General features: G+C 61.5%; 16 protein-coding genes and 1 pseudogene. 2 read left to right on the forward strand and 15 right to left on the reverse strand.

What is annotated here, in order from left to right:
• Positions 1-17 precede the first annotated feature (17 nt).
• Complete coding sequence (locus GGQ66_RS20265; RefSeq protein ID WP_183795060.1) at positions 18-1,655, forward strand: GMC family oxidoreductase; 1,638 nt, start codon at positions 18-20, stop codon at positions 1,653-1,655.
• 189 nt (positions 1,656-1,844) lie between these two features.
• Here the strand turns inward: GGQ66_RS20265 and GGQ66_RS20270 are convergent, their stop codons facing one another.
• From GGQ66_RS20270 to GGQ66_RS20340, 15 genes and pseudogenes are all read right to left on the reverse strand, one after another.
• Positions 1,845-2,432 (reverse strand): hypothetical protein, encoded by a 588-nt coding sequence (locus tag GGQ66_RS20270; RefSeq protein WP_183795062.1) that lies wholly within the window; start codon positions 2,430-2,432, stop codon positions 1,845-1,847.
• A 24-nt stretch (positions 2,433-2,456) separates the two neighbouring features.
• On the reverse strand, positions 2,457-3,128 hold the full coding sequence (locus GGQ66_RS20275; protein WP_183795064.1) for a potassium channel family protein: 672 nt from the start codon (positions 3,126-3,128) through the stop codon (positions 2,457-2,459).
• Positions 3,125-4,309 carry a low temperature requirement protein A gene (locus GGQ66_RS20280; RefSeq protein WP_183795066.1) on the reverse strand — a complete coding sequence of 395 codons (1,185 nt, stop codon included), beginning with the start codon at positions 4,307-4,309 and terminating at the stop codon, positions 3,125-3,127. Before GGQ66_RS20280 ends, GGQ66_RS20275 begins: the two co-directional genes overlap by 4 nt.
• 48 nt (positions 4,310-4,357) lie before the next feature.
• Positions 4,358-4,627 carry a hypothetical protein gene (locus tag GGQ66_RS20285; protein ID WP_183795068.1) on the reverse strand — a complete coding sequence of 90 codons (270 nt, stop codon included), beginning with the start codon at positions 4,625-4,627 and terminating at the stop codon, positions 4,358-4,360.
• 412 nt (positions 4,628-5,039) lie between these two features.
• Positions 5,040-5,150 (reverse strand): annotated as a pseudogene (locus tag GGQ66_RS20290) (SDR family oxidoreductase); the annotation flags it as partial.
• A gap of 238 nt (positions 5,151-5,388) precedes the next feature.
• A complete protein-coding gene (locus GGQ66_RS20295; protein ID WP_183795070.1) occupies positions 5,389-7,161 on the reverse strand; it encodes a thiamine pyrophosphate-binding protein in 1,773 nt (590 codons plus the stop codon).
• Between the two features lie 89 nt (positions 7,162-7,250).
• Positions 7,251-8,786 (reverse strand): FGGY-family carbohydrate kinase, encoded by a 1,536-nt coding sequence (locus tag GGQ66_RS20300; RefSeq protein ID WP_183795072.1) that lies wholly within the window; start codon positions 8,784-8,786, stop codon positions 7,251-7,253.
• A gap of 1 nt (position 8,787) precedes the next feature.
• Positions 8,788-9,798, reverse strand: a complete 1,011-nt coding sequence (locus tag GGQ66_RS20305; protein ID WP_183795074.1) for an ABC transporter permease — start codon at positions 9,796-9,798, stop codon at positions 8,788-8,790.
• Positions 9,795-10,808: an ABC transporter permease gene (locus GGQ66_RS20310; protein WP_183795076.1), complete on the reverse strand. Its 1,014-nt coding sequence runs from the start codon at positions 10,806-10,808 to the stop codon at positions 9,795-9,797. Before GGQ66_RS20310 ends, GGQ66_RS20305 begins: the two co-directional genes overlap by 4 nt.
• Positions 10,805-12,322 (reverse strand): sugar ABC transporter ATP-binding protein, encoded by a 1,518-nt coding sequence (locus GGQ66_RS20315; RefSeq protein ID WP_183795078.1) that lies wholly within the window; start codon positions 12,320-12,322, stop codon positions 10,805-10,807. The genes GGQ66_RS20310 and GGQ66_RS20315 overlap by 4 nt, the downstream gene beginning before the upstream one ends.
• 63 nt (positions 12,323-12,385) lie before the next feature.
• Positions 12,386-13,396, reverse strand: a complete 1,011-nt coding sequence (locus GGQ66_RS20320) for a sugar ABC transporter substrate-binding protein (RefSeq protein ID WP_183795081.1) — start codon at positions 13,394-13,396, stop codon at positions 12,386-12,388.
• 80 nt (positions 13,397-13,476) lie between these two features.
• On the reverse strand, positions 13,477-14,922 hold the full coding sequence (xylB, locus tag GGQ66_RS20325; RefSeq protein ID WP_183795083.1) for a xylulokinase: 1,446 nt from the start codon (positions 14,920-14,922) through the stop codon (positions 13,477-13,479).
• A gap of 81 nt (positions 14,923-15,003) precedes the next feature.
• Positions 15,004-16,539 (reverse strand): glycerol-3-phosphate dehydrogenase, encoded by a 1,536-nt coding sequence (gene glpD / locus GGQ66_RS20330; RefSeq protein WP_183795085.1) that lies wholly within the window; start codon positions 16,537-16,539, stop codon positions 15,004-15,006.
• On the reverse strand, positions 16,532-17,359 hold the full coding sequence (locus GGQ66_RS20335) for an HAD-IIB family hydrolase (protein WP_183795087.1): 828 nt from the start codon (positions 17,357-17,359) through the stop codon (positions 16,532-16,534). The genes glpD and GGQ66_RS20335 overlap by 8 nt, the downstream gene beginning before the upstream one ends.
• Positions 17,359-18,699, reverse strand: a complete 1,341-nt coding sequence (locus tag GGQ66_RS20340) for a sn-glycerol-1-phosphate dehydrogenase (protein ID WP_183795089.1) — start codon at positions 18,697-18,699, stop codon at positions 17,359-17,361. Before GGQ66_RS20340 ends, GGQ66_RS20335 begins: the two co-directional genes overlap by 1 nt.
• 179 nt (positions 18,700-18,878) lie before the next feature.
• Between GGQ66_RS20340 and GGQ66_RS20345 the strand changes: the two genes are divergently transcribed.
• Complete coding sequence (locus GGQ66_RS20345; protein WP_183795091.1) at positions 18,879-19,877, forward strand: sugar-binding transcriptional regulator; 999 nt, start codon at positions 18,879-18,881, stop codon at positions 19,875-19,877.
• The last annotated feature ends 736 nt before the right edge of the window (positions 19,878-20,613 follow it).

The following is a 20,613-nucleotide window of genomic DNA, read 5'->3' on the forward strand; positions in this document are numbered from 1 at the left end:
CCATATTCGAGGTAACAATGAACGATCCCCAGACTGACGAACGGCGGGACGGCGGCCCCTACGATTTCATCGTCATCGGCGCCGGCTCGGCCGGCAGCGTGCTCGCCGCCCGGCTGAGCGAGAATGGCCGTCATCGCGTGCTGCTTCTCGAGGCTGGCCCGGCCGACGCCAGCCCGTGGATTCACCTGCCGCTTGGCTATTCCCGGCTCTACACCGATCCGCGCTACAACTGGATGTATGAGAGTGAGCCGGAAAAGGGCATGAACGGTCGCAACACCTACCAGCCGCGCGGCAAGGTGCTCGGTGGTTCCTCGTCGATCAACGGCATGATGTATGTGCGTGGCAACAGGCTGGATTTCGACGACTGGGCGAAAGCCGGCTGCACGGGCTGGTCCTATGCCGATGTGCTGCCCTATTTCATCAAGGCGGAGGACCAGTCGCGCGGCGCCAATGCCTATCACGGTGTCGGCGGGCCGCTGAAGGTCTCCGACCAGACCTTTGACCACGAATTGCCCAATGCGCTCTGCGCTGCCGCCCGTCAGGCAGGCCTTGCCGACAACCCGGATTTCAACGGCGAAACGCAGGACGGTTTCGGATATTACCAGATGAATATCCACAAGGGTCGACGCTGGAGCGCAGCGCGCGGCTATCTGAAACCGGCTCGTGGCCGGACCAACCTGCGTATCGTGACGGGCGCGACAGCGGAAAGGCTTGTCGTCGAAGGCGGCATCGTGCGCGGTGTCCGCTTCCGGCTCGGCGACCGCCACCTGTTCGCCGAAGGGCGCGAGACCATCGTTTCGGCCGGCACGATCGCCTCTCCGCAACTGCTGATGCTTTCGGGCATCGGTTCCGCCGCCCGGCTGAACGAACATGGAATCGCCTGCGTTCTCGACAATCCGAATGTCGGCCAGAACCTGCGGGACCATACCTGCATTCAGCTAATGTTCCGCTGCACCAAGCCGATCACCATTAACGACATGGCCAACAGCTTCGTACGCAAGGCGCTGAGCGCCCTGCAATATGCGGTACTGCGCAAAGGCTATCTGGCTGAAACCGGCATCTATGTCGGTGGCTTCGCCCGCAGCGACGCGCATCAGGACCGCCCCGACGTACAGATGGCAATGGCGGCCTGGAGCGTGGCCGAACGCACCGTCAAGGGCGCGCGCCAACATCCGTTTTCGGGCTTCAGTTTCAGCCCGGAACATGTTGCGCCGGACGCACGCGGCGAGATCACCCTGCGTTCCGCCGATCCTTCGGCCCCGCCGCATATCCGCTTCAACTTTTTCCAGACGGATTACGACATCAACGCCATGCTGTTCGGCATCCGACTGGTGCGCCGCATTGTCGAACAGCCGGCAATGCAACCCTATATCGCCTCGGAAATCCAGCCTGGCACCGACATGCGCAGCGATGCAGAGCTGATCGAATTCATCCGTGACAAGGCGGGTTTCGATATTCATGCCGTCGGCACCTGCCGCATGGGCGTGGACGACAGGGCGGTGGTTGATCCGCGCCTGCGCGTGACCGGCCTTTCCGGCCTGCGCGTCGTCGACGCCTCCATCATGCCACAGGTGGTGCGGGGCAATACCCATGCGGCAACCGTGATGATCGCCGAAAAGGCGTCCGACATGATTCTGGAGGATGCGGCGAGGTAATGGCGGTTCCGGCGTTCAAGCGATCAACGAGCGCCGGTTGACCACGGATTTCCGGCTTCCGAAAAAGGGGCTCTTTTGCAGACTGACGTGCCCGCCCACACTGCGACGGTCCGAACCCTGGTCTCAGAGCAGCCCGTGGGGCTGCATTCAGAGATGAACGTCGAAATCCGGCAACCGTGGAGCCTGCGTCTAAAGCAGGTCGTAGACCCTGATGATCCAGCTAATCTGGTAGAGGGTTCCGACCACCAGAAACACGAGCTGGAAACGTTTCCCCTTCGCCAGCATGGCCGTGATGGCGGCGGCGGTGAACAGGCATTGGCGCAGAATGTATTCGGTTCCGAGCGAGGCGAAATAGTCCTGTCCCTTGATCAGCGTGTCGCCGATATCGAAAATGAAGGTCAGCGCGAGCAGGCCGTAGAACCAGCGTTTCCGGGCTTCGAAATAGTGTTCGTAGCCCCGATAGTCGGTGATCTGGTCGGGAAACAGCAGCGCGGTCAGCGCCGCATAGAGCATCGTGTAGACGATCAGGAAGAAATAGACCTGAAAGTTCCATTGCGGCACGAGCCTGAGGTGAAACTCATACCACCAGAAATGAATGATGGTGAGGAGCAGGAAGAACACCCATCCCAGATGGATCGGATAGATCTTCACGCTGCCCGGATGCTGCACGAAGCGCGTCAGGCCGTTCACCAGCCTCGCGAGACTGAGACCGAGGACCATGCCGACGATCACGCGCACATGAGTGAAGCCTTCCGCACTGCTGGCCAGAGCATCCATTGTCCCACTCCCTCCGAAACCGCGTCACTCCGTCGGTCGGCTCGCATGCAACCCCACCAGACGTGACAGCAGGATAACCGTATAAAGCACGCCGAGCACGGCCTCGAAAGCAGCGAAGGACTGGGCATAGAACCCGACCGGCGTTATATCGCCGTAACCCACGGTCGTCAGCGTCACGAAGCTGTAGTAGACGAGTTGCTGCCAGCCGATCGCAGCACCCGAAGACGCCACGAAGGAACCCGGCTGCAGCCAGTCGATCAGCGCGAAGATCGCCGCAAAGCATGAACCGATGACGAGATAGAGCGAGGTCGCCGCCAGCACGACATCGGTGACGACGATGCGTGCCGTAAACGTGTAGCGGATCAGCACGGCGATCATCAGCCCATGATAGACGATCGAGGTCACATAGACATCAAGCGCCGCCAGAGGTCCCGGCCGGTAGGAGTTGAGCAGTCCGACGACGAAAACCGCAAGGCCCGAAATGCTGATCGCCGCCCGCCAGCCCCTGCCCTTTTCCAGCGCCCAGGTGCCCGCGACGAAGATCGAGGCATAAAACAGGTAGAAGATCAGAGGCCCGACGCCGCCGAGCGTCGATAGCGGATAGGTCAGGTTGTGCAGCAGGATCGCGACCAGCAGCAGGACATTGGCCGTCAGGGTCCGTTTCGATTGCCTTGTAACGTCGGGCTCCGTCGTCATTTGTGAGCGGCCTCCCCTTCCCGGCAGCTCAGTGCCAGGAAAAGCATGACGACCAGCACGCCGGCGCCGAGCGCAAGCGTTGGAAGATGCATGACGAAGGACAGCGCCGCCCACGCGCCGATGGTGCAGACGGCGATGGGGTAGCTGAATGGCACCTTCTCGGCCATGGTGCGATGAAAAAGCGCGCTGCCCGCCAGGAAAAGCGCCGGGCCGGAAAACGCGATCAGCGCGGTGGAAGCATGGGTGGCTTCCGCCGGGTGGGATGCCATCTGCTCGATGGCGACGGCGACCACGATCGCACCGCAGACCATGATGCCATGGGCATAGGCGAGCCCCGCGCGGGCAAGATTGGTGTGGTCGGAGGCATGGCTGAACCTGTGTTCGCCCGCCTCCGAAAGTTGCACGAAATAGATCCACCAGATGGCCACGATCACCAGGAAGCCGACGAGTGCCGCGCCGAGCATCGGTGCATCCAGTGGCTTTTCCACCAGCATGGCACCGAGCAGGAGCACGGATTCCCCGAGCGCGATGATGAAGACCTGTTGGTTACGCTCAAGCAGGTGCAGCCCCTTCAGCGGCCAGGAGGACATCGGCGTGGAACCCGCACCGGGCAGCCAGAAGCCGGCATAGGGCGCTCCGTAATCGACGGCGACCGCGACGATCCACAGCCAGATCCGGTGCTCCGGCAGGAAGACACCGGCCACCCAGAACAGGCCGGAAAGCACGCTCCAGACGCAGAGCTGCGCGTAGTTGCGGCTCATGCGCGCCCCCCGGAAGACGAGCGCCATATAGGCGGCACGGACCACCGCCATCGCCACGTAAGCGCCGACGAACAGGCCGGGCCGTTCCGAATAGGCCTCGGGCACTGCGGCCGCCATCAGCAGCGCACAGCCCATCAGGAAGACCATCAGCAGCCGGCCGTTGCGATGGTCGGGGTTGAGCCAGTTGGTTGCCCAGGCGGTGTAGTTCCATGCCCACCACACCGCGGCGAACAGGGTCGCGGCTTCCACGACGCCTTCCCAGCTCTGGTGAGCGAGCAGGAAATGCGAAAGCTGGATGATGGAGAAGACATAGACCAGGTCGAAGAACAGCTCCATGTTGGTGACACGGGGCTGCGCGCCGGCATCCAGTTTACGCAGGGCATCGGCGGGAAAGAGGCGGGCGAAGAGTGACTGGCTCATGGAAACCTTTTCACGAGTGAGGAATTCCGTCCCAAGCTACGACCACGCTCAGGACTTCAGCAAGAGCCATGCGGCAAAACCGGCAATGGCGGCGGGAACGGCGAAGACGACGAGAAGGATCGGCAGTTCCTCCGACACGCCGTAACCGGCCTTGGTCACGCCCACCCACATGTTGGTCAGCGCCACAAGCAGCCACACGGGCACGAAATACCGGACGGCCAGCGCAATGCCGGCGGCATCCCCGCCCCACAACTTTCCAAACAACGCAAAAACACCGAGCAGAACAAGCCCGGCGAGAATAACAAGCAGCATATGCATGAAACAGGCCCCCTCTTCCTTTGCTCCCGAACCGATTGCGGACCGCAAAGGAAGGGCCGCAATGCTGATTTTAATTGTACGGTCATTCCACGACCGAACGCCACCGCTCACGTCGTCTCGACATCGCCGACTTTCTTCGCTGTCTCCGGATGAATTCGGCATGGGCATCACGGTCAAACCGCAATCCGTGTTTCGTTGCTCTCCAATCACGGCTGTAGTTGGTGACAGAACCGGTCCGACCGAAAGGAACGGTATTGAAGGCCGTTGTGATTGTGATGTCCAAAGAATGCCGACTGCAGTGATATGCGTTCGACCGTCCCGACCTGTTTGCGGTGGCAACACTTCGACTGCATCCTGACCGGAGCCAAGGATAATGGTCAGTGGCACCTGCCGTCGTCAGGCCGGCCTGACGGGCGATCGCTTGGGCGCCGCGGGCAGCGAGATCGCGCGCGATCGGCCAACCGCGATTTTTCGCTCCGCCGGCAATGGTGACGATTCTACCTTTGATGCTGTGATCAGTCACAGGCGGTCTCCTGACCGGGTTGCAGCCACACGCACGACCGCCGTTGCGATGGGAGCATATCGCCTACAGTGAACTGATAAAGTCGAACGTCCTGACATAACTTGTCAGAAATTCCGCACAATGCGGACGCCGAGGCCCCTCAACCCTGGACCCTGTCGAAGATATAGAAAATCTCTGCCGAACACCCCTGTCTTGCAAGGCAATGCCCGCAAAAGCGGGCATTGCTTCTTCTTAACTGCTAAAGGTCGGGCGAAATCTTCCAGTCCCTCAGCTTGTAAACTGTGCCGGGACGCGCGAAGGGCGTATCTGCCTTCTCGCGAAGACGCCGTTTGAACGAATGGATCGGCGTCGCCCTGTCATCGATGCGGACTTCAACGACTGACGGGCCATCATAGGCGAAGGCACGATCCAGCGCCGGACCGATGTCATCCGGGCTCTCGACATAAATGCCGAGCAATCCCAACGCCTGTGCAGCGCCCGCGTAGCCGGGCTTCACACTTTGCGTTTCCAGAACGGCTGACTGCACGTTGTTGAAGTAAAGCTCCTGCCAGAGCTGGATCCAGCCGAGCTTGCCGTTGTTGATAACGACATTGACAATCTTCTGATTGTATTGAGCCTGCGTTGCCAGTTCCCCGATGGTGTAGGAAAAGGCACCATCGCCCGCGACGGTGACGATACGGGCATCGGGCCGGACGGCAGCGGCGCCGATTGCGGCCGGCACCGAGTAGCCAAGACCGCCCTGTCCACGCGCGAAGAGGAACTGGCGGCCGGGCTTTCGGGCCGGAATATAGCCGGAAATCCATCCGGCCGCGAAGGATGCATCCGAAACCATGATGTCGTCTTCCGCCAGCCGTTTGGCAATTTCGTTCATCACCCGTGGCGGCTGAACGGGCACGAGATCAGAGGTCATCTCCGCCTGCTTGTCGGCGTCGCATGCGCTCTTCACCTCCGCGATGCGGGCCGCCCATTCCCGTCTAGCGGGAAGTTTCGGCAGCGCCTTGCTGAGCGCGGCGACCGTCTCACGAACATCGCCAAGCATCGCCACGGTCGGGCGGAAGGTGCGGCCATGCTCGAGCGGGTCGAGGTCAATCGTAATGGTCGCCTGCTCCGACATCGGCAGCGTCCAGTTCATGCCGGTGTTCTGGCTGACCTTCGAACCGCACCAGATGACCAGATCGGCTTCCTTGATGAGATCGATGGCCGCCTTGGACCCCAACGGATTGAGAACGCCGGCTGCGTAGTCACGGGTTTCCGGCACGGCTCCCTTGCCGGACAGGCTGGTGACGACGAGGCCGCCAAGCTTGTCGGCAAATTCGGTGACGACTGCCGTGGCGTCAGAACCGTGAACGCCGCCGCCGCAAACCAGCGCCGGGCGCTTCGCCTTTGCGATGAGGGTGGCCGCCTCCCTGATCTGCGCTTCCGGTGCACAACTGCGCAGATAGGGGATCTTCTGCGAGCGATCATCCACGGTGATCTTGAGAACATCCTCATCCCACTCCGCATCGAAAATGTCGTGCGGGATAATGAGTGCAACAGGACCGGGTCTTGGCGCGGTCGCCACGCGGAAGGCCGTGCGGATCATCTCCGGCAACGCGGTAACCGAAGGCACCAGGTAGGCTTCCTTGCTGCATGTCTTGAAGAAGCTCAACTGGTCAAACCCCTGGCTGGCGATCCCTTTCTCCTTCAATGTCAGCCAGTCGAGTGGCAGCTCTCCGATGATACCGATCATCGGAATGGAAGCGTTAAGCGCCTCGAGGAACCCGGCAGGAAGAAGATTGGCGCCGGGGCCGACAGTCACATCGCAAATACCCGGCTTTCCCGTCAGGCGCGCATAGGCATCGGCGGCATAGGCAGCGTTGCGTTCGTCGCGCATCAGAATATGGCGAATACGGTCCGTACGGCGGGAAATACCGTCGTGGAGCGCGGTGGTCTGGCCGCCCGGCATGCCGAACACGTATTCGACGCCGTATTGCGCCAGCATCTCTGCAATCAAGTCTCCGATGTGAGCCATGTCATTTCCTTTCACTTGGCAAAGGGGGAGCGACACTGCGGCGGGGGCCGCAGCCTGAAAATTCGTTATTGTCGGGATGGGGGACGGTATCAGGTGGCCATGGCGGACCTGCTTCGTTCGGCCATGTCGTGCATCAAGGGGCTGAGCGCCGAATGCGTCTGGATGTAGAGTTCCATCAGCGCCCTGTATCGCTCATGGTTTTCGCGGTCCGGCTCGATCCTGTCGCGGATACGCACCATCTTCCGGGCGGCTTCGTCGAGCGACGCGTAGGCGCCGAGACCGACAGCCGCCGTGATCGCCGCCCCGAAGACGGTCGCTTCACCCACTTCCGGGATCAGCAGGTCGATGCCCGCCGTATCCGCGTGCATTTGAAGCCAGAAGCGGGACCTAAGCGCAGCGCCCGCTACCGTCATCGAATTGACCGGTAGCCCCTGCCCCGAAATGCAACGCAGGATGTTAGCGGTGCCGAGGCAGACGGCCTCCATCAGCGCGCGGGTAATGTCCGCACGCGTGTGCTTCAACGTCATCCCCCAAAGCGCGCCCTGCAGGTCGTAATCGGTATAGGGATTCCGGTTGCCCTGCCAGAAATCCAGCGCGACCAGACCGTTGGCTCCGAGTGGAACCGCTTCCGCCTCGTGCAGCGTGGCCTCGATCCCGGCACCGCCACCGTTCGAGAGTTCATGCCACCAGCGGAGAACGGCACCGGTTGAAACCTGCCCGCCTTCCATCACGTAACGACCGGGCGCGACGCAATCGGGATGCGGCCCGAACAGGCCAAGGATCTCGACATCGGCGTCGATGGTGGGCAGCACGAGATGAGACGTGCCGGTGATCAGCGCTGTATCTCCCGGCTTCAGCGTATTGAGGCCAACGGTTGCCACATAGGCATCCGTGCCACCGCACACGACGATCGTTTGCCGCGTCAGCCCCATCTCAGCGGCCGCCATGGCGCAGACCGGTCCGATCGCCTCGCCAAGAACCGGCATCCGTTCAGGGAAAAAGCGGGTGATGCCGCCAAGCCCGATCCGCTCGAAGAAATCCTCCGGCCATCCGCCGTCGCGCGGCGAATAGAACCAGCGGTTGATTGTGTGGTTCTGACCGAGTGTCAGTTCTCCCGAAAGGCGAAGGGCGATGAAATCGGCAAGTTCAATGAACCAGCGGGCGCGGGCGTAGAGTTCGGGCCTGTTTTCCTTGAGCCAAAGGATTTTCGGGATCGCCGTTTCCGCACTCACCCCTGCGCGCGAACGGCGCAAGGCCGGATGGCCGGTGGCGCCGATCCGTTGCGCCTGGGGCGATGCCCGATTGTCCATCCACAGGATGGCCTCGCCGATCGGTTCACCGTCCTCATCAAGCATCAAAAGCGTACTCGACGTGCCGTCAGCGCAAATGGCGGCAACCTGCGAGGGGGAAACTTCGGCGATCCTCATCGCTTCGCGCACCGCCTGGCAGCAGGCGCTCCACCAATCCTGCGGATTCTGGGTCGCCCAGCCGGATTTCGGATATTCGGTCCGGTATTCGCACGCGGCGGTCGCCAGGACCCGGCCATTGAGATCGCAGATCATCGCCCGCGCTCCGCCGGTGCCGCAATCAAGGCCGATGGTGACGGTTGGTGTCAGGCTGACCATATCAATGTCCCCTCTTGTTCGCGCCGTGATGGCGCGAGGCCACCGCTGCAACACCGAGACCGAGCGCCAGCAGCACGCCCTGGATAATCTGGCGCTGGTAATCGGGCAGACCAAGAAGGGCTGCGCCGCTGAACAGCACACCGAGAAAGAGCGTTGCCGTCATGGTGCCAAGAATGTTGGGCTTGCCGATCCTCACCATCATGGCGCCAAGCAGGACAACCGTCAGACCATTGATGAGATAAGGCCCACCGATCATTGGCTGGCCGGAGGAGAGATTGGCCGCAAGCAGGACGCCGGCAATTGCTGAACTGAGACCAGAGAGACCGAAGAGTAGCATGGTAAGCCGGCCGACGGGCACGCCCACACCGCGCACGGCGGCTTCGTTCTGCGCCATGGCATAGATGTAACGACCGATGGCCAGACGTTCCTGCATGTACCAGGCCAGTGCGCCGACGGCGAGCACAGGAATGGCGACAACCGGCACGGCGCCCCACAGGGTCGTATTGAGGAGCCAGCCGACCGGCCCCACATCCGCGATGCGGATAACCGTACCTTTGCCGAGCGCTGCCGCTGCCGAGGCGCAGATACCCGCAACCGAAATCGTCACGATCAGGGACGGCAGACGCAGGAAGGCCACGAGCCAGCCGTTGACAAGGCCGACGACGAGACCGACGCCAAGGCTGGCGAGGATCGCCCAGCCCCAGCCATAGCCGGCAAGAGACGCACAGATCATATTGGAAAGGGCAGCAATCTGCATGAAACTGACGTCGATCTTTCCGGCCGCGATCACCCAGGTCAGACCAAGCACCATCGTCACCATGATGGAGAACGTCTTGAGCAGGGCCGCGATGTTGGAAACATCGAGCAATTGCGGTCGCATGCTTGAGATTGCCAAAGTCAGGATGACAAGTGTCGCCGCCAACCAGAGATCGATCGTCACCTTCGCCACGCGGGCGGCCAGAGGACGGCTGCGATCCTTGTGAAAGGAGTTTGTGGAGTAGATCATGGTCATGCCTGCCCTCCGGAAACGGATCCCGTCCGTTTGGTTTTGCTGGTGAATAGCTTGAAACCGCCGGCCCAGGTCCGGATGGTGTCGGAGAAGGCGATCACGCCGAGAAGAAGAATGAGGCTGACGACCCCGTCGCTGTAGTAATAGGGCACGCCCATCAGGGAGAAGCCGTCGAGCAGCATGGTAATCAGCAGGATGCCGGCAAACGTCGAGATGACCGATGTGCCACCCATGATGGCCGCACCGAGGAAAACACCGGCATAGGCCGGCATCATCAGGTTGGCGCCCTTGTTGGTTTCGGCGTTACCGGATTCAGCGAGAATGAGCAGCACGGCCAGCACGGTGAAAATCGCGCAGATCACATATGCAGAACCGATGAATTTGCGTGTGGCGATGCCGGAGAAATGCGCCGCAGTCGGGTTTTCACCCGTCGCATAGAAGGCAAGCCCGGTTCGCGTCCTGTGCATCACCAGCCAGGCGATGCCATAGGTCAGAAGCAGGAACCAGAGGGATACGCTGATCCCCAGAAAGCGAGCGTCATTGAGATCGGTAATGCCGCTCTGGAAGAAGTTCTGGAAGATCGAGCGGCCGCCAGTGTAGAGGAAGGCCATGCCCGCACAGACGGAACCGATGGCGATCGTCGTCACGATATCCGGAAAGCCGGCCTTGCTGATGGCAAACCCCGACAGGCCGCCGATGGCGGCACCGAGCATGATGCCCACGACAATGGCAAGCCACAATGGATAGCCCGCAGCGATCACCGCTCCCATGGACATGCCGGTAAAGGCGGCCACCCCTGCGATCGACAGGTCGAACTTGCGGACAATGACGACGAAGGTGAGGCCGAGCGCAGCCAGACCGTTGGCGGCCATGTGGCGGGCGATACCGCTCAGGCTGGCATGGGTGAGGAAGCGGGGTTCGGCAAGCGCAAATGCCAAGGCCAGCGCCAGAACCAACACGACGAAGGCCACTCCCCTGCCCGCACCCTTGGGCAGTTGCTTTAAGACAGTCATTGCTTTCTCTCTCCCATGATACCGGCAAACAGCAGCGCATCGCGGTTGAACACGCCGCTGCCCGGCTCCACCTGCCGGCCCTTGTGCATGGCAATGGTGCGGTCGGCGACGCCGAACACTTCATCGCAATCGCTGGAAATGACGATGACGGCGGCCGTTTCAGACAGCTCGCGCATCAGGCCGTAGATCTTGGCGCGGGCGCCGATATCGACGCCGATGGTCGGCTCAACGAAAATATAGACGTCCGCCTGGGTGTAGAGCCCCTTGGCCAGGACGATCTTCTGCTGGTTGCCGCCGGAAAAGCCACTGGCCGGTGTCGAAAGACTGGGAGGATGCAGCGCCACCTGCTCCGTCAGGGATTTCGAGTCGGCGCGCACCGAACGGCCCCTTAGGGCCCAGCCGCCGCCGGCGGCGCGCCGGAGATTGGCCATGGGCACATTGAAGACCGCCGGACGGTCGAGCGCCAGACCTTCCGTGCGACGGTCGCCCGGCACGAGGAAAATACCGGCGTCGAGCGCATCTCGAGGCGTTTTCGGAGCAACAGCCTTGCCGTTGACTTCGATTTCGCCACGGTCCAGCGCCTCAACGCCGAAGATCGCCTTGGCAAGCTCCTCGCAGCCGGAGCCGACCAGACCAAAAATGCCGAGGATTTCGTTCTTGCGAGCCTGAAACGAAATACCGGAAAATTTCGAGGCACTGGCCAGGCCGGAAACCTTGAGCACCACCTCACCGGCGCTGTCGGGATCGGCCTTCGGCGGAAAAATGTCGCCGATCGCCTCGCCCAGCATCATGGTCGCCAGCGACACGTCGGAGGCCTTGGCATCGGCAACGCTCATGCGTGCAACGCAGGTGCCGCCGCGGAACACCGAGAAACTGTCGGCAATGGCAAAGACTTCCTCGAGCTGGTGGGTGATGTAGATGATCGAGATGCCCTGCGCACGAAGCTGGTTCATCAGTTCGAACAGGTCTTCCCGCTCGACATCGGTCAATGTCGATGTCGGTTCATCGAGGATGAGCACCTTGATGTCGTCATCGGCAAGCGCCTGAAGAATGGCGACGGCCTCGCGTTCGACGGCCGCCATGCTGCCAACCTCGCGGGCAAGATCGAGCGGAACGGAAAACCGCGCAAGCAAAGCCTCGGCGCGCGACTGCATCGCCTTGCGGTCCACCCGGCCGAACAATCCAGGCCGGCGGCTTTCCCGACCAAGGAAGATGTTGTCGAGCCCGTTCATGTCATGCACGAGTTCCGGATGTTGCTGGACAGTCGCGATGCCGGCACGGATCGAATCTTTCGGTGACCTGAGGTCCACCTCCTGCCCGGCGATCCTGATCGAGCCGGTGTCCTTCTGGATCATGCCCGAGAGGATCTTGATGAATGTCGATTTTCCGGCGCCGTTAATGCCCAGAAGCGCATGGATCTCCCCGCGCTCCACATGAAAAGCGACGTCCCTCAGGGCAAGGACGGGACCGAAGCGTTTCGATATGCCGGTCGCAGTCAGTACGGGTTGTGTCATAACCTTGCTTCCTCACCTTGTGCGCGGCTATGGAGCGCTGGGCCCCGTAGCCGCGCGGCCGTGTCAGACAGCGCGCATCCAGCCAAGCTCGGAGCCTCGCCCGGGAACGTCGTAATCGTCCGGAATGCCCTTCTGGAGCATGTCGCTCGTCACCGCATAGGTCGGCGTCACGACAAGACGCGGCGCCTTGCGACCGGCGAGATGCTCATGCGCGTAAAAGACGCTCGAATAGGCCATTTCGTAGAAGCTCTGGGCCATGGAGAGCTTCAGCGGCGTGTTGCCGGCGATATAGTTGAAAGCCTGCGAACCGCCGTCGATACCGGTCAGGATGAGATCGCCGCGATTGGCGGCGCGAGCGGCAAGGGTGCCTTCGACCGCCGCGCCGTCCCAGGCGCACCAGATGGCATCGACATCGGGATTGGAGGTCAGGATATTGTCGACAGCCTGGCGCGGGGTGACATTGCCCGCCAGCGCAAACGCCCATTCAGCCACGATCTTGATGTCGGGGTAGCGCCGCAGCGTCCATTCCATGCCGAGCGTACGCTGGTCCCAGCTCTCGTTTTGCGGCAGCATGACGCGGGCAATCTTGCCCTTGCCCTTCAGTTGCTGGCAGATGTATTCGCAGGAATATTGCCCCATGCCGAAGTTGTTCGACATTGAAGTGGTGGTGGCGGTGGCGCCGGGCACCGCGCTGTCTGCACAGAACACGGGAATGCCGGCGGCGATGGCGCGCAGTACAGCCGGGGCAATGGCAACGGCATCGGCAGGCGTGATAAAGAGCGCATCCGGCTTCGAAGCGATGAGAGAATCGATCTGATCCGACTGAACGCGGGCATCGAAACCGGCATCCGTCATCGAGAGCGTGCCGCCCAGTTCGGCCACGGCTGCCTTGAAGCCATCCTGCAGGTGGCGGCCGGAATCGTAGGTGGTCCAGCCAAGCGCCGCTGCAAACGTTCGGTTCGCGGTTGCGGCGCGCATGTCTTTCGGCCAGAGCGCAGCCGCGCTTGCAAGGGCAAGCGTGCCGGTCATGAATGCACGGCGGCCAAAGCCACCCATTTCGATAGTCTCTGACATTGTCTTCTCCTCCAAGGTTAATGAGCCCGACTTGATGTCGGTCTATTCGGCACCGCCACTCCTCTGACGGCGCAAATCTTTCAGTTCGCCCGAGCCTGCCGTTTCCAACTGCGGAAGCTTGCCGCATAGCTGTCGGCATAGGCGGCGGCCGGGGGGACGACATCGAGAATGTTCGGCCGACGCAGAACTTCGCTCGGCCGGGCTCCCGTGGCCGCGATCATGCCCAGGCGCGCCGCGCCGAAGGCCGCACCCAGCGCACTCGCATCCGGAAGTTCGAGTTCCGTGTCGAGCGCCGTCGCGAGGATCGAAAGCCACAGCGGCGAGCGGGAACCGCCGCCAATCGCCATCAGCCGTTTCAGTTCGGTACCGCTCTCACGGAACGCTTCCGCACATTCGGCGATCGCGAATGCAACACCTTGCAACACGGCCTGCGTGAGCGCCTCGTCATCGTGCTGGTGGGCAATCCCGTGGAAGCTGCCGCGAATGTTCGCGTCATTGCGGGGTGACCAGCATCCATCGAGGAAAGGGGTGAAAATCACATCGGTTGCCGGGCGTGGCGCGGCTCCGAGGCTTTGAATCAGGTCTTCCGGGCTGCGCTTCAGCCGTTTGGAAAGCCAGGTCAGGCAGGAGGTCGCCGAGAGGACGACCGACATCTGGTGCCAGCGGTCCGGCACGGCGTGGCACAACGTTTCGATGGCAAAGTCCTCGGCAATTCGGGGACTGTTGTTGGCCACGAAGAGAACGCCGGAGGTGCCAAGCGAAACCGTGCCATGACCATCTTCGATGACACCCGTCCCACAGGCGCCACAGGCATTATCGCCCCCGCCACCTGCAACCACAGGCAGCCTTGCCATGCCCCAGCGCTGGGCAAGGCCGGGGCGCAGCCTGCCGGAAACCTCGGTTCCCTCGCACAGACGCGGCATGTGATCCTCAGACAGGCCCGTTGCCGAAAGCAGTTCCGCGGACCAGGTCCGGCTTTTGAGGTCGACCCACATCGTGCCGCTGGCGTCGGCAAGGTCGGAGACCTTTTCGCCGGTGAGCAGCATGCGGATGTAGTCCTTCGGCAGCAGAACCTTGCGGACCCGGCTGAAGGTTTCGGGCTCGTTAGCGGCAAGCCACATCAGCTTGCTGGCGGTAACGCCCGGTGTCGGCTTGCGGCCGGCGATCGATTTGATGTCGGGCACACGCCGTTCGAGTTCCGCGCATTGCGCGGCGCTGCGTGTGTCGTTCCAGAGAATGGCAGGCCTCAGCGGCCGGTCAGCCTCGTCGAGAACGGTCGCGCCATACATCTGACCCGACAGGCCGATGCCTTCGACGGCGGACATTTCGACGGGATGGGCGCGGCCCAGGCTGTCAAGCGTTTCACAGACGGCTCGCCACCAGATCTCCGGATCCTGCTCGGACCAGCCGGGCATTGCTCGCACGACGTCGAGGGGTGCCGATGACGCCTCCCCGATCAGTCGCTGCTCGTCATCAATGAGAATGGATTTGACACTGGACGTGCCAAGGTCGATGCCCAGATACATCTTTCTCCTCCCAATTCATGTGTGCCTCGGTGCCTTACCGGTCGACAGGGCTCCTCTTCCCTGTCGACACGCACCGTATCGCTATGCGCTTCTTCGCTGTTCGTAGGTTCCCTTCAGGTAGGCTTCGAGACCGGCGATCTCCGCAGCCGTCATGCGCAGACCAAGTTTGCTGCGGCGGAACAGGATATCATCGGCGCTGCGCGTCCATTCGTTCGCGCAGAGAAAGTCGACCTCCGCCTGTGTCAGATCTGCGCCGAAGTGGCGGCCAAGATCGCCCAGCTTCTCCTTGCCTGCCAGGAGACGCCATGCGCGGGTGCCATACTGGCGGACCAACCGGGTCGCGAGCCCATCCGGCAGGAACCCATATTCCCTTTTAAGGCGAACTACTTGCACATCGAAATCGCCTGGGGCGAAGTCCCCGCCTGGCAACGGGGTGGTGCCGGTCCAGCCCTTCGAGAAGCCGGATTGCCGCAGCGTCTGACCGAGACGCTCTTCCACCAGGTCCAGCGCGGATTCTGCCAGACGGCGATAGGTCGTTATCTTGCCGCCGAAGATCGAGAGCACCGGTGCCTTCAGGCTGTCGTCCACCTCCAGCACGTAGTCGCGCGTCGCCGCCTGCGCGGCAGAGGACCCGTCATCGTAAAGCGGGCGCACACCGCTATAGGTCCAGACGACGTCCGCAGGTTCGACCGGCATCCTGAAATAGGTGCTGGCCAGATTGCAGAGATAGGCGATCTCCTCTTCTGAAGCTGCGACATCGGCAGGGTCCCCTGGGTAATCCCGGTCGGTGGTGCCGATCAGCGTGTACTGGTCCTCATAGGGAATGGTGAAGACAATGCGCCCGTCGCTGTTCTGGAATATGAAGCAGCGGTCATGATCGTAAAGCTTCGGCACGACGATGTGGGAACCCTGCACCTGACGCACACGGCCGCGCGGCACGCGGCCGGCGATTTCACGAACGATGGCGTTGGCCCAGGGGCCACCGGCATTCACGAGCATCCGCGCCCTGATGGTTTCGCGGCGACCGGTTTCAGCATCCTCGGTCACGACCTGCCATCCGCCTTGCGGAAGGGGACGGGCGGCGACGCAGGCCGTGCGGGTGCGGATCACCGCGCCCTTTTCCTGCGCATCGATCGCGTTTAGCACCACCAGCCGGTTATCCTCCACCCAGCAGTCGGAGTATTCGAAACCGAGCCTGAGATCACTGCGCAGGCCCTGGCTGAACTGTCCCCGCGCCAGGTCGACACGACGGGTGCCAGGCAGAAGCTTGCGACCGCCAAGATGATCGTAGATGAACAGTCCCAGGCGGAGCATCCAGGCAGGACGCATGCCCTTGCTGTAGGGCAGGATGAACCGCAGGGGCCGCACGATATGCGGCGCGATGGACCACAGGGTCTCCCGTTCCAGCAACGCCTCTTTCACCAGTCGAAATTCATAATGCTCGAGATAGCGAAGGCCGCCGTGAAGAAGTTTGGTGGAGGCAGACGATGTCGCACCACCGATATCGTTCTTTTCACAGAGATAGACGGAGTATCCGCGTCCCGCCGCGTCGCGCGCAATGCCGCAGCCATTGATGCCGCCGCCGATGATCGCAAGATCGTAAAGCGTATCAGACATTGGCCACCATCCGTTCCGCAGTTGCTGACCGCGCCGCAAGGATGCGCTCCGCCACTTCAACGAAGCCTTCCCCACCCTCCGCCTCCGTTACGAAGGCTGGCGGAGTGAAGCTGCCCTCGGCGAATTCGCGCACATTCGCCACGCCGCAGGAATTCGGAAAGAAGCCGAACATCGGCCCGTCATTGGGACTGTCACCAACGAAAACCACGCGGTCGCGCATATCATCGATATCGAAACCGAGGACGTCACGGGTGAAGATGCGCGCCATCGATAGCTTGTCGTAATCACCGAACCAGCCATTGACATGGATGGAGGAGACTTTTGCCACCGCGCCCGCCTCCTTGAAAAGATCGAGAATGCGTTGCACGGCGGCTTCCGGCAGGGGGGGCACATCCTCGCAGAAATCGATCGCCAGATCAGCTTCACGGTAAAGCTGATCGGAGGCGATGCCTGCGCCCGGCACCTCGCGAAGGATCTTTTCCCTCAACGCGTTGAGTTTTTCCCGATTGTGGCGACGCTCGTCGTCCGTCGCGAAGAAGCGCTGGTTCATGACGCGGGCCTGGCGGTCATAGGAGAAATAGAAAGCGCCATTTTCGCCGACGATACCGGCCACTGGCCAGAAACGGGCGATCATGTCACACCAGCCGGCCGGGCGACCGGTGATGGGCACGACCTGCAACCCGGCAGCCGCAAGACGTTCCAGCGCGGCGTAGGCAGCGGCTGGCAACTGCCCGCCGGTGGTCAGCGTGTCGTCAATATCGGTGAAGACGGCCAGACAGTCGGACAAAACGCCCCGGTCAAGTTCGCTCAAGGGTCGCATCAGACATACTCCTCAATGAAGTCTTCGAGGATGCCCATCCCGATCGCGAGATCGAGCATCGAATAACGGTCGCGCATTTCCGGGCAGCGACGCAGCGCCTCGACATAAAGATCACGGTCCATGCCGATTTCGGCATAGGTTGCGCCACCGCCGGCGGCCCGCAAATGCGCCGCCATCTCGTCCGGGTCGATTGCCATGGCACTGAGCGTGCGCCGCAGTTCGGGCCAGATCGCCGCAAGCCTCGCATTGAAGCGTTCGGCAGCCTCCCCATCCATCGCCTTGGCCCTCGCCGCCGTCAGGCAATCGGCGACCGCAGCGTGTGGGTAGCGGGCCATGATCCCGGCTTCGTCGGGAATATTGGGGCCGATGCGCGGCGCTTCTTCCATGGCGAGAATGCGCTTCTGGAGACGGGCCATGGTGACGGAAGCAACCCCGACCTGCTGGCCGTGAACGGTTCCCGGATGCCGGTCACCCGCAAAACTGTCGATCCAGTGGGAAATCTGGTGTTCGCCCATCGAACCGGGATGGCTGAGGCCGACAACGGCAATACCAAGGCCTGCCAGTGTCAGCAGGCGCTGGAGATAACCGATGGCATCGTGGTCACGCTGACCGAGGCCGCTGGAACGGTCGAGCACGGAGCACTCGTCTTTTTCCTGCATCAGATAGGGCGCCGTCGCATAGCGTGTGCCGAACATGACATGGGAGAAATACCAGTCGATCTGCGCCGTCGGCCGGCAGAGGCTATCGCCAAGCCCGGCGCCGATCAGATATTGCGGGGCCTGCGCCGAAACATCGATATCGATAAAAACGCCCTTGGCTGCGTGGGCTTTCTGCGTGGTTTTTAGGCCGGAATCCAGCGTGATGGAAGCAGTCGAGGACGTGTATCCGTTCATGGACGGCGCCGTGCCGAACACGCTGTATGGGCGACCGTCCAGATAGGTCGCATATTTGCACAGATCATTGATCGTGCCCGATCCGACAGCCACCAGAGCATCGACATTGGCGGTCCTTTTCTGCAGGCTTCGCACCTCGGCTTCATCAGCATGGGGATGATCAAGCAGCACCAGACGCGCCTTCCCGCCGAGCCTGCGGGTGATAGCCTCCCCCATCACCTGTGCGGTGTCATGGTCGCACACCACCGCATAGGTCTCAGCCGGCATGACACTTTCCAAGAGGCTGTCGGCGTCATCGGCGAGACCATCGCCGATGTGAATGTGGCGGAAGGGAACATCGACCGGCCGCCCCTGATCCGGGTCCTGCCAACGGCCCGCAGTCACATCCTCGATTAATCCGTTCCAGTTGATCGCCCTTATGCCGGGCTGCGCTTTCGGCAAGATCACTTGTTCCTCCCAAGTCATCGGCATTTCGTTGATATGAAATATGTCAGTCATCATTGGCATATGTCAATGGCAATTTTCACAACGTGATGGCTTATGACAAAAATCGCACTCAGGGCCTGTAAATCACGCCAAAACTCGCGTAGTGCTAGCCATCAACCAACCTGACAACGGAACCGACCATGAAGAAGACTGACGCATCCACGCCCAAGGCATCCGGCGGCCGCAAGGAAACGCCGGCGCAGTTCGGCATGGATGAGGTTCTCTGGGCCGCCTGGCTGTATTACGAGCGCGGCCTGAAGCAGGACGAGGTTGCCGATCAGCTCGGCGTTTCCCGTGCCAGCATTTTCAACCTGCTGCAGAAGGCCCGAGATGAGGGCGTGGTGCGAATTGCGATCGACCCCACACGCATGTCGCGGATCGATCTGGCTCTGGAACTGGCGGAGATGACCGGGATTTCGGAGTTTTACATTTTGCCGGCCACCCGCCAGGGCGGATCGCTGTTCGACCAGTTGGGCACGCTCGGCGCGCGCGTCCTCGAACAGAAGCTGACGGAAAACGATACGATCGGCGTAGCCTGGGGCCGTACGATCATGGCACTGTCGAAGGCGCTGCTGCGCGCCTCCTTGCCCCATGTGACCGTTGCGCAGGTCACAGGCAGTTCGGCTGCGACCTTCGACTTCTCACCGGTTCTCTGCACCTCGAACATCGCGGAGCGGCTGAATGCACGCGCAGTAAACCTGCATGCGCCGGGTGTCGTTTCATCCTCAACCGTCAAGCAGATCCTGCTCAACGAACCCGCAATCCGCGATCACTTTTCATTGCTGCGCCAATGCACGAAGTCGATCTTCGGCGTCACGCAGCTCGAAGGCGAGACGCTGCTTGTTCAAGGCGGTTTCATGACGATGGAAGAGGTCGCCGTTTACCGCAAGGCCGGTGCGGTGGGCTTCGCCTCGGGCTTCTTCTTCGACCGGCAGGGCAACATCATCCGCAGCGAATTCGATGATCGCCACATCACGATGGCGTTCGACGATCTGCATAAGGTGCCGGCCCGCATCTGCGTCGGCGGCGGGATGGAAAAGGTGGAAGCAATTTGCGCAATGCTGAAAACCAAGATGGCCAACGTGATCGTGATTGATGAGCAGACGGCGACTGCTGTCTACCAGAAGCTGAAGGAATGATCCCTCTCCAACGGATCCGGACGTGAAGCAGAAGCGCTGCCTTGCCGACAGACCTCGTCAATTTGATGCCGGAATGCTCCATGACGATGCCCTTCTTTCGTGCCGGCTTCGTCATTCGCTGTTTAAGCGCCACAGCTACTGATGGGGCATGCAGCGGAGTGATCAAGCGACAATTCCGGCGATGCCTTTCCAGTGGACCATCGCTGCAGGACGATGCGCAGTGGACTTGCCCGGAAAAAGTGGAGAGCGAACTCCTCAAATTTGATAGGAGTTTGATCCATTAAAGAAGAGAAGAAGACATTGGGCGGTCGTGGCCGCCATGCGGGCGTGATGCCGGAGTTCCGTGCAGAAGCAGTGCGTCTCGTTGAGACGAGTTGACACCCCTGCTTCTTCATCAAACGGAACAGCGGGCGCCTGACAGCCTTGGCATTGCGGCGGATTTGAACGACCTCATTGAGGACTTAGCCGTCCTAATCCACAGCGCGCCAGAGCCAGCATCCCGGCCACTGATCATCACGACCACCCGTCCAGATGCCAAATATCATTTAGACTTGGCGGCTTCTTACGCAAGCGAGTGGCGTAGCCCAGGCCGCATTTCTTTGCCCAACATCAGATTGTCTCATAGGAAACGATAGTGCCACGCTTGTCTTATGATTTCCGTGCTTCTTCATGAGATAAAGAAGCGCCGGAGAGGACGGCCATCCTTCTCCGGCGATGGGGGACGGATCGTGAAATG

Origin of the sequence: Allorhizobium borbori (assembly GCF_014196535.1) — a bacterium.
Lineage (GTDB): Bacteria > Pseudomonadota > Alphaproteobacteria > Rhizobiales > Rhizobiaceae > Ectorhizobium > Ectorhizobium borbori.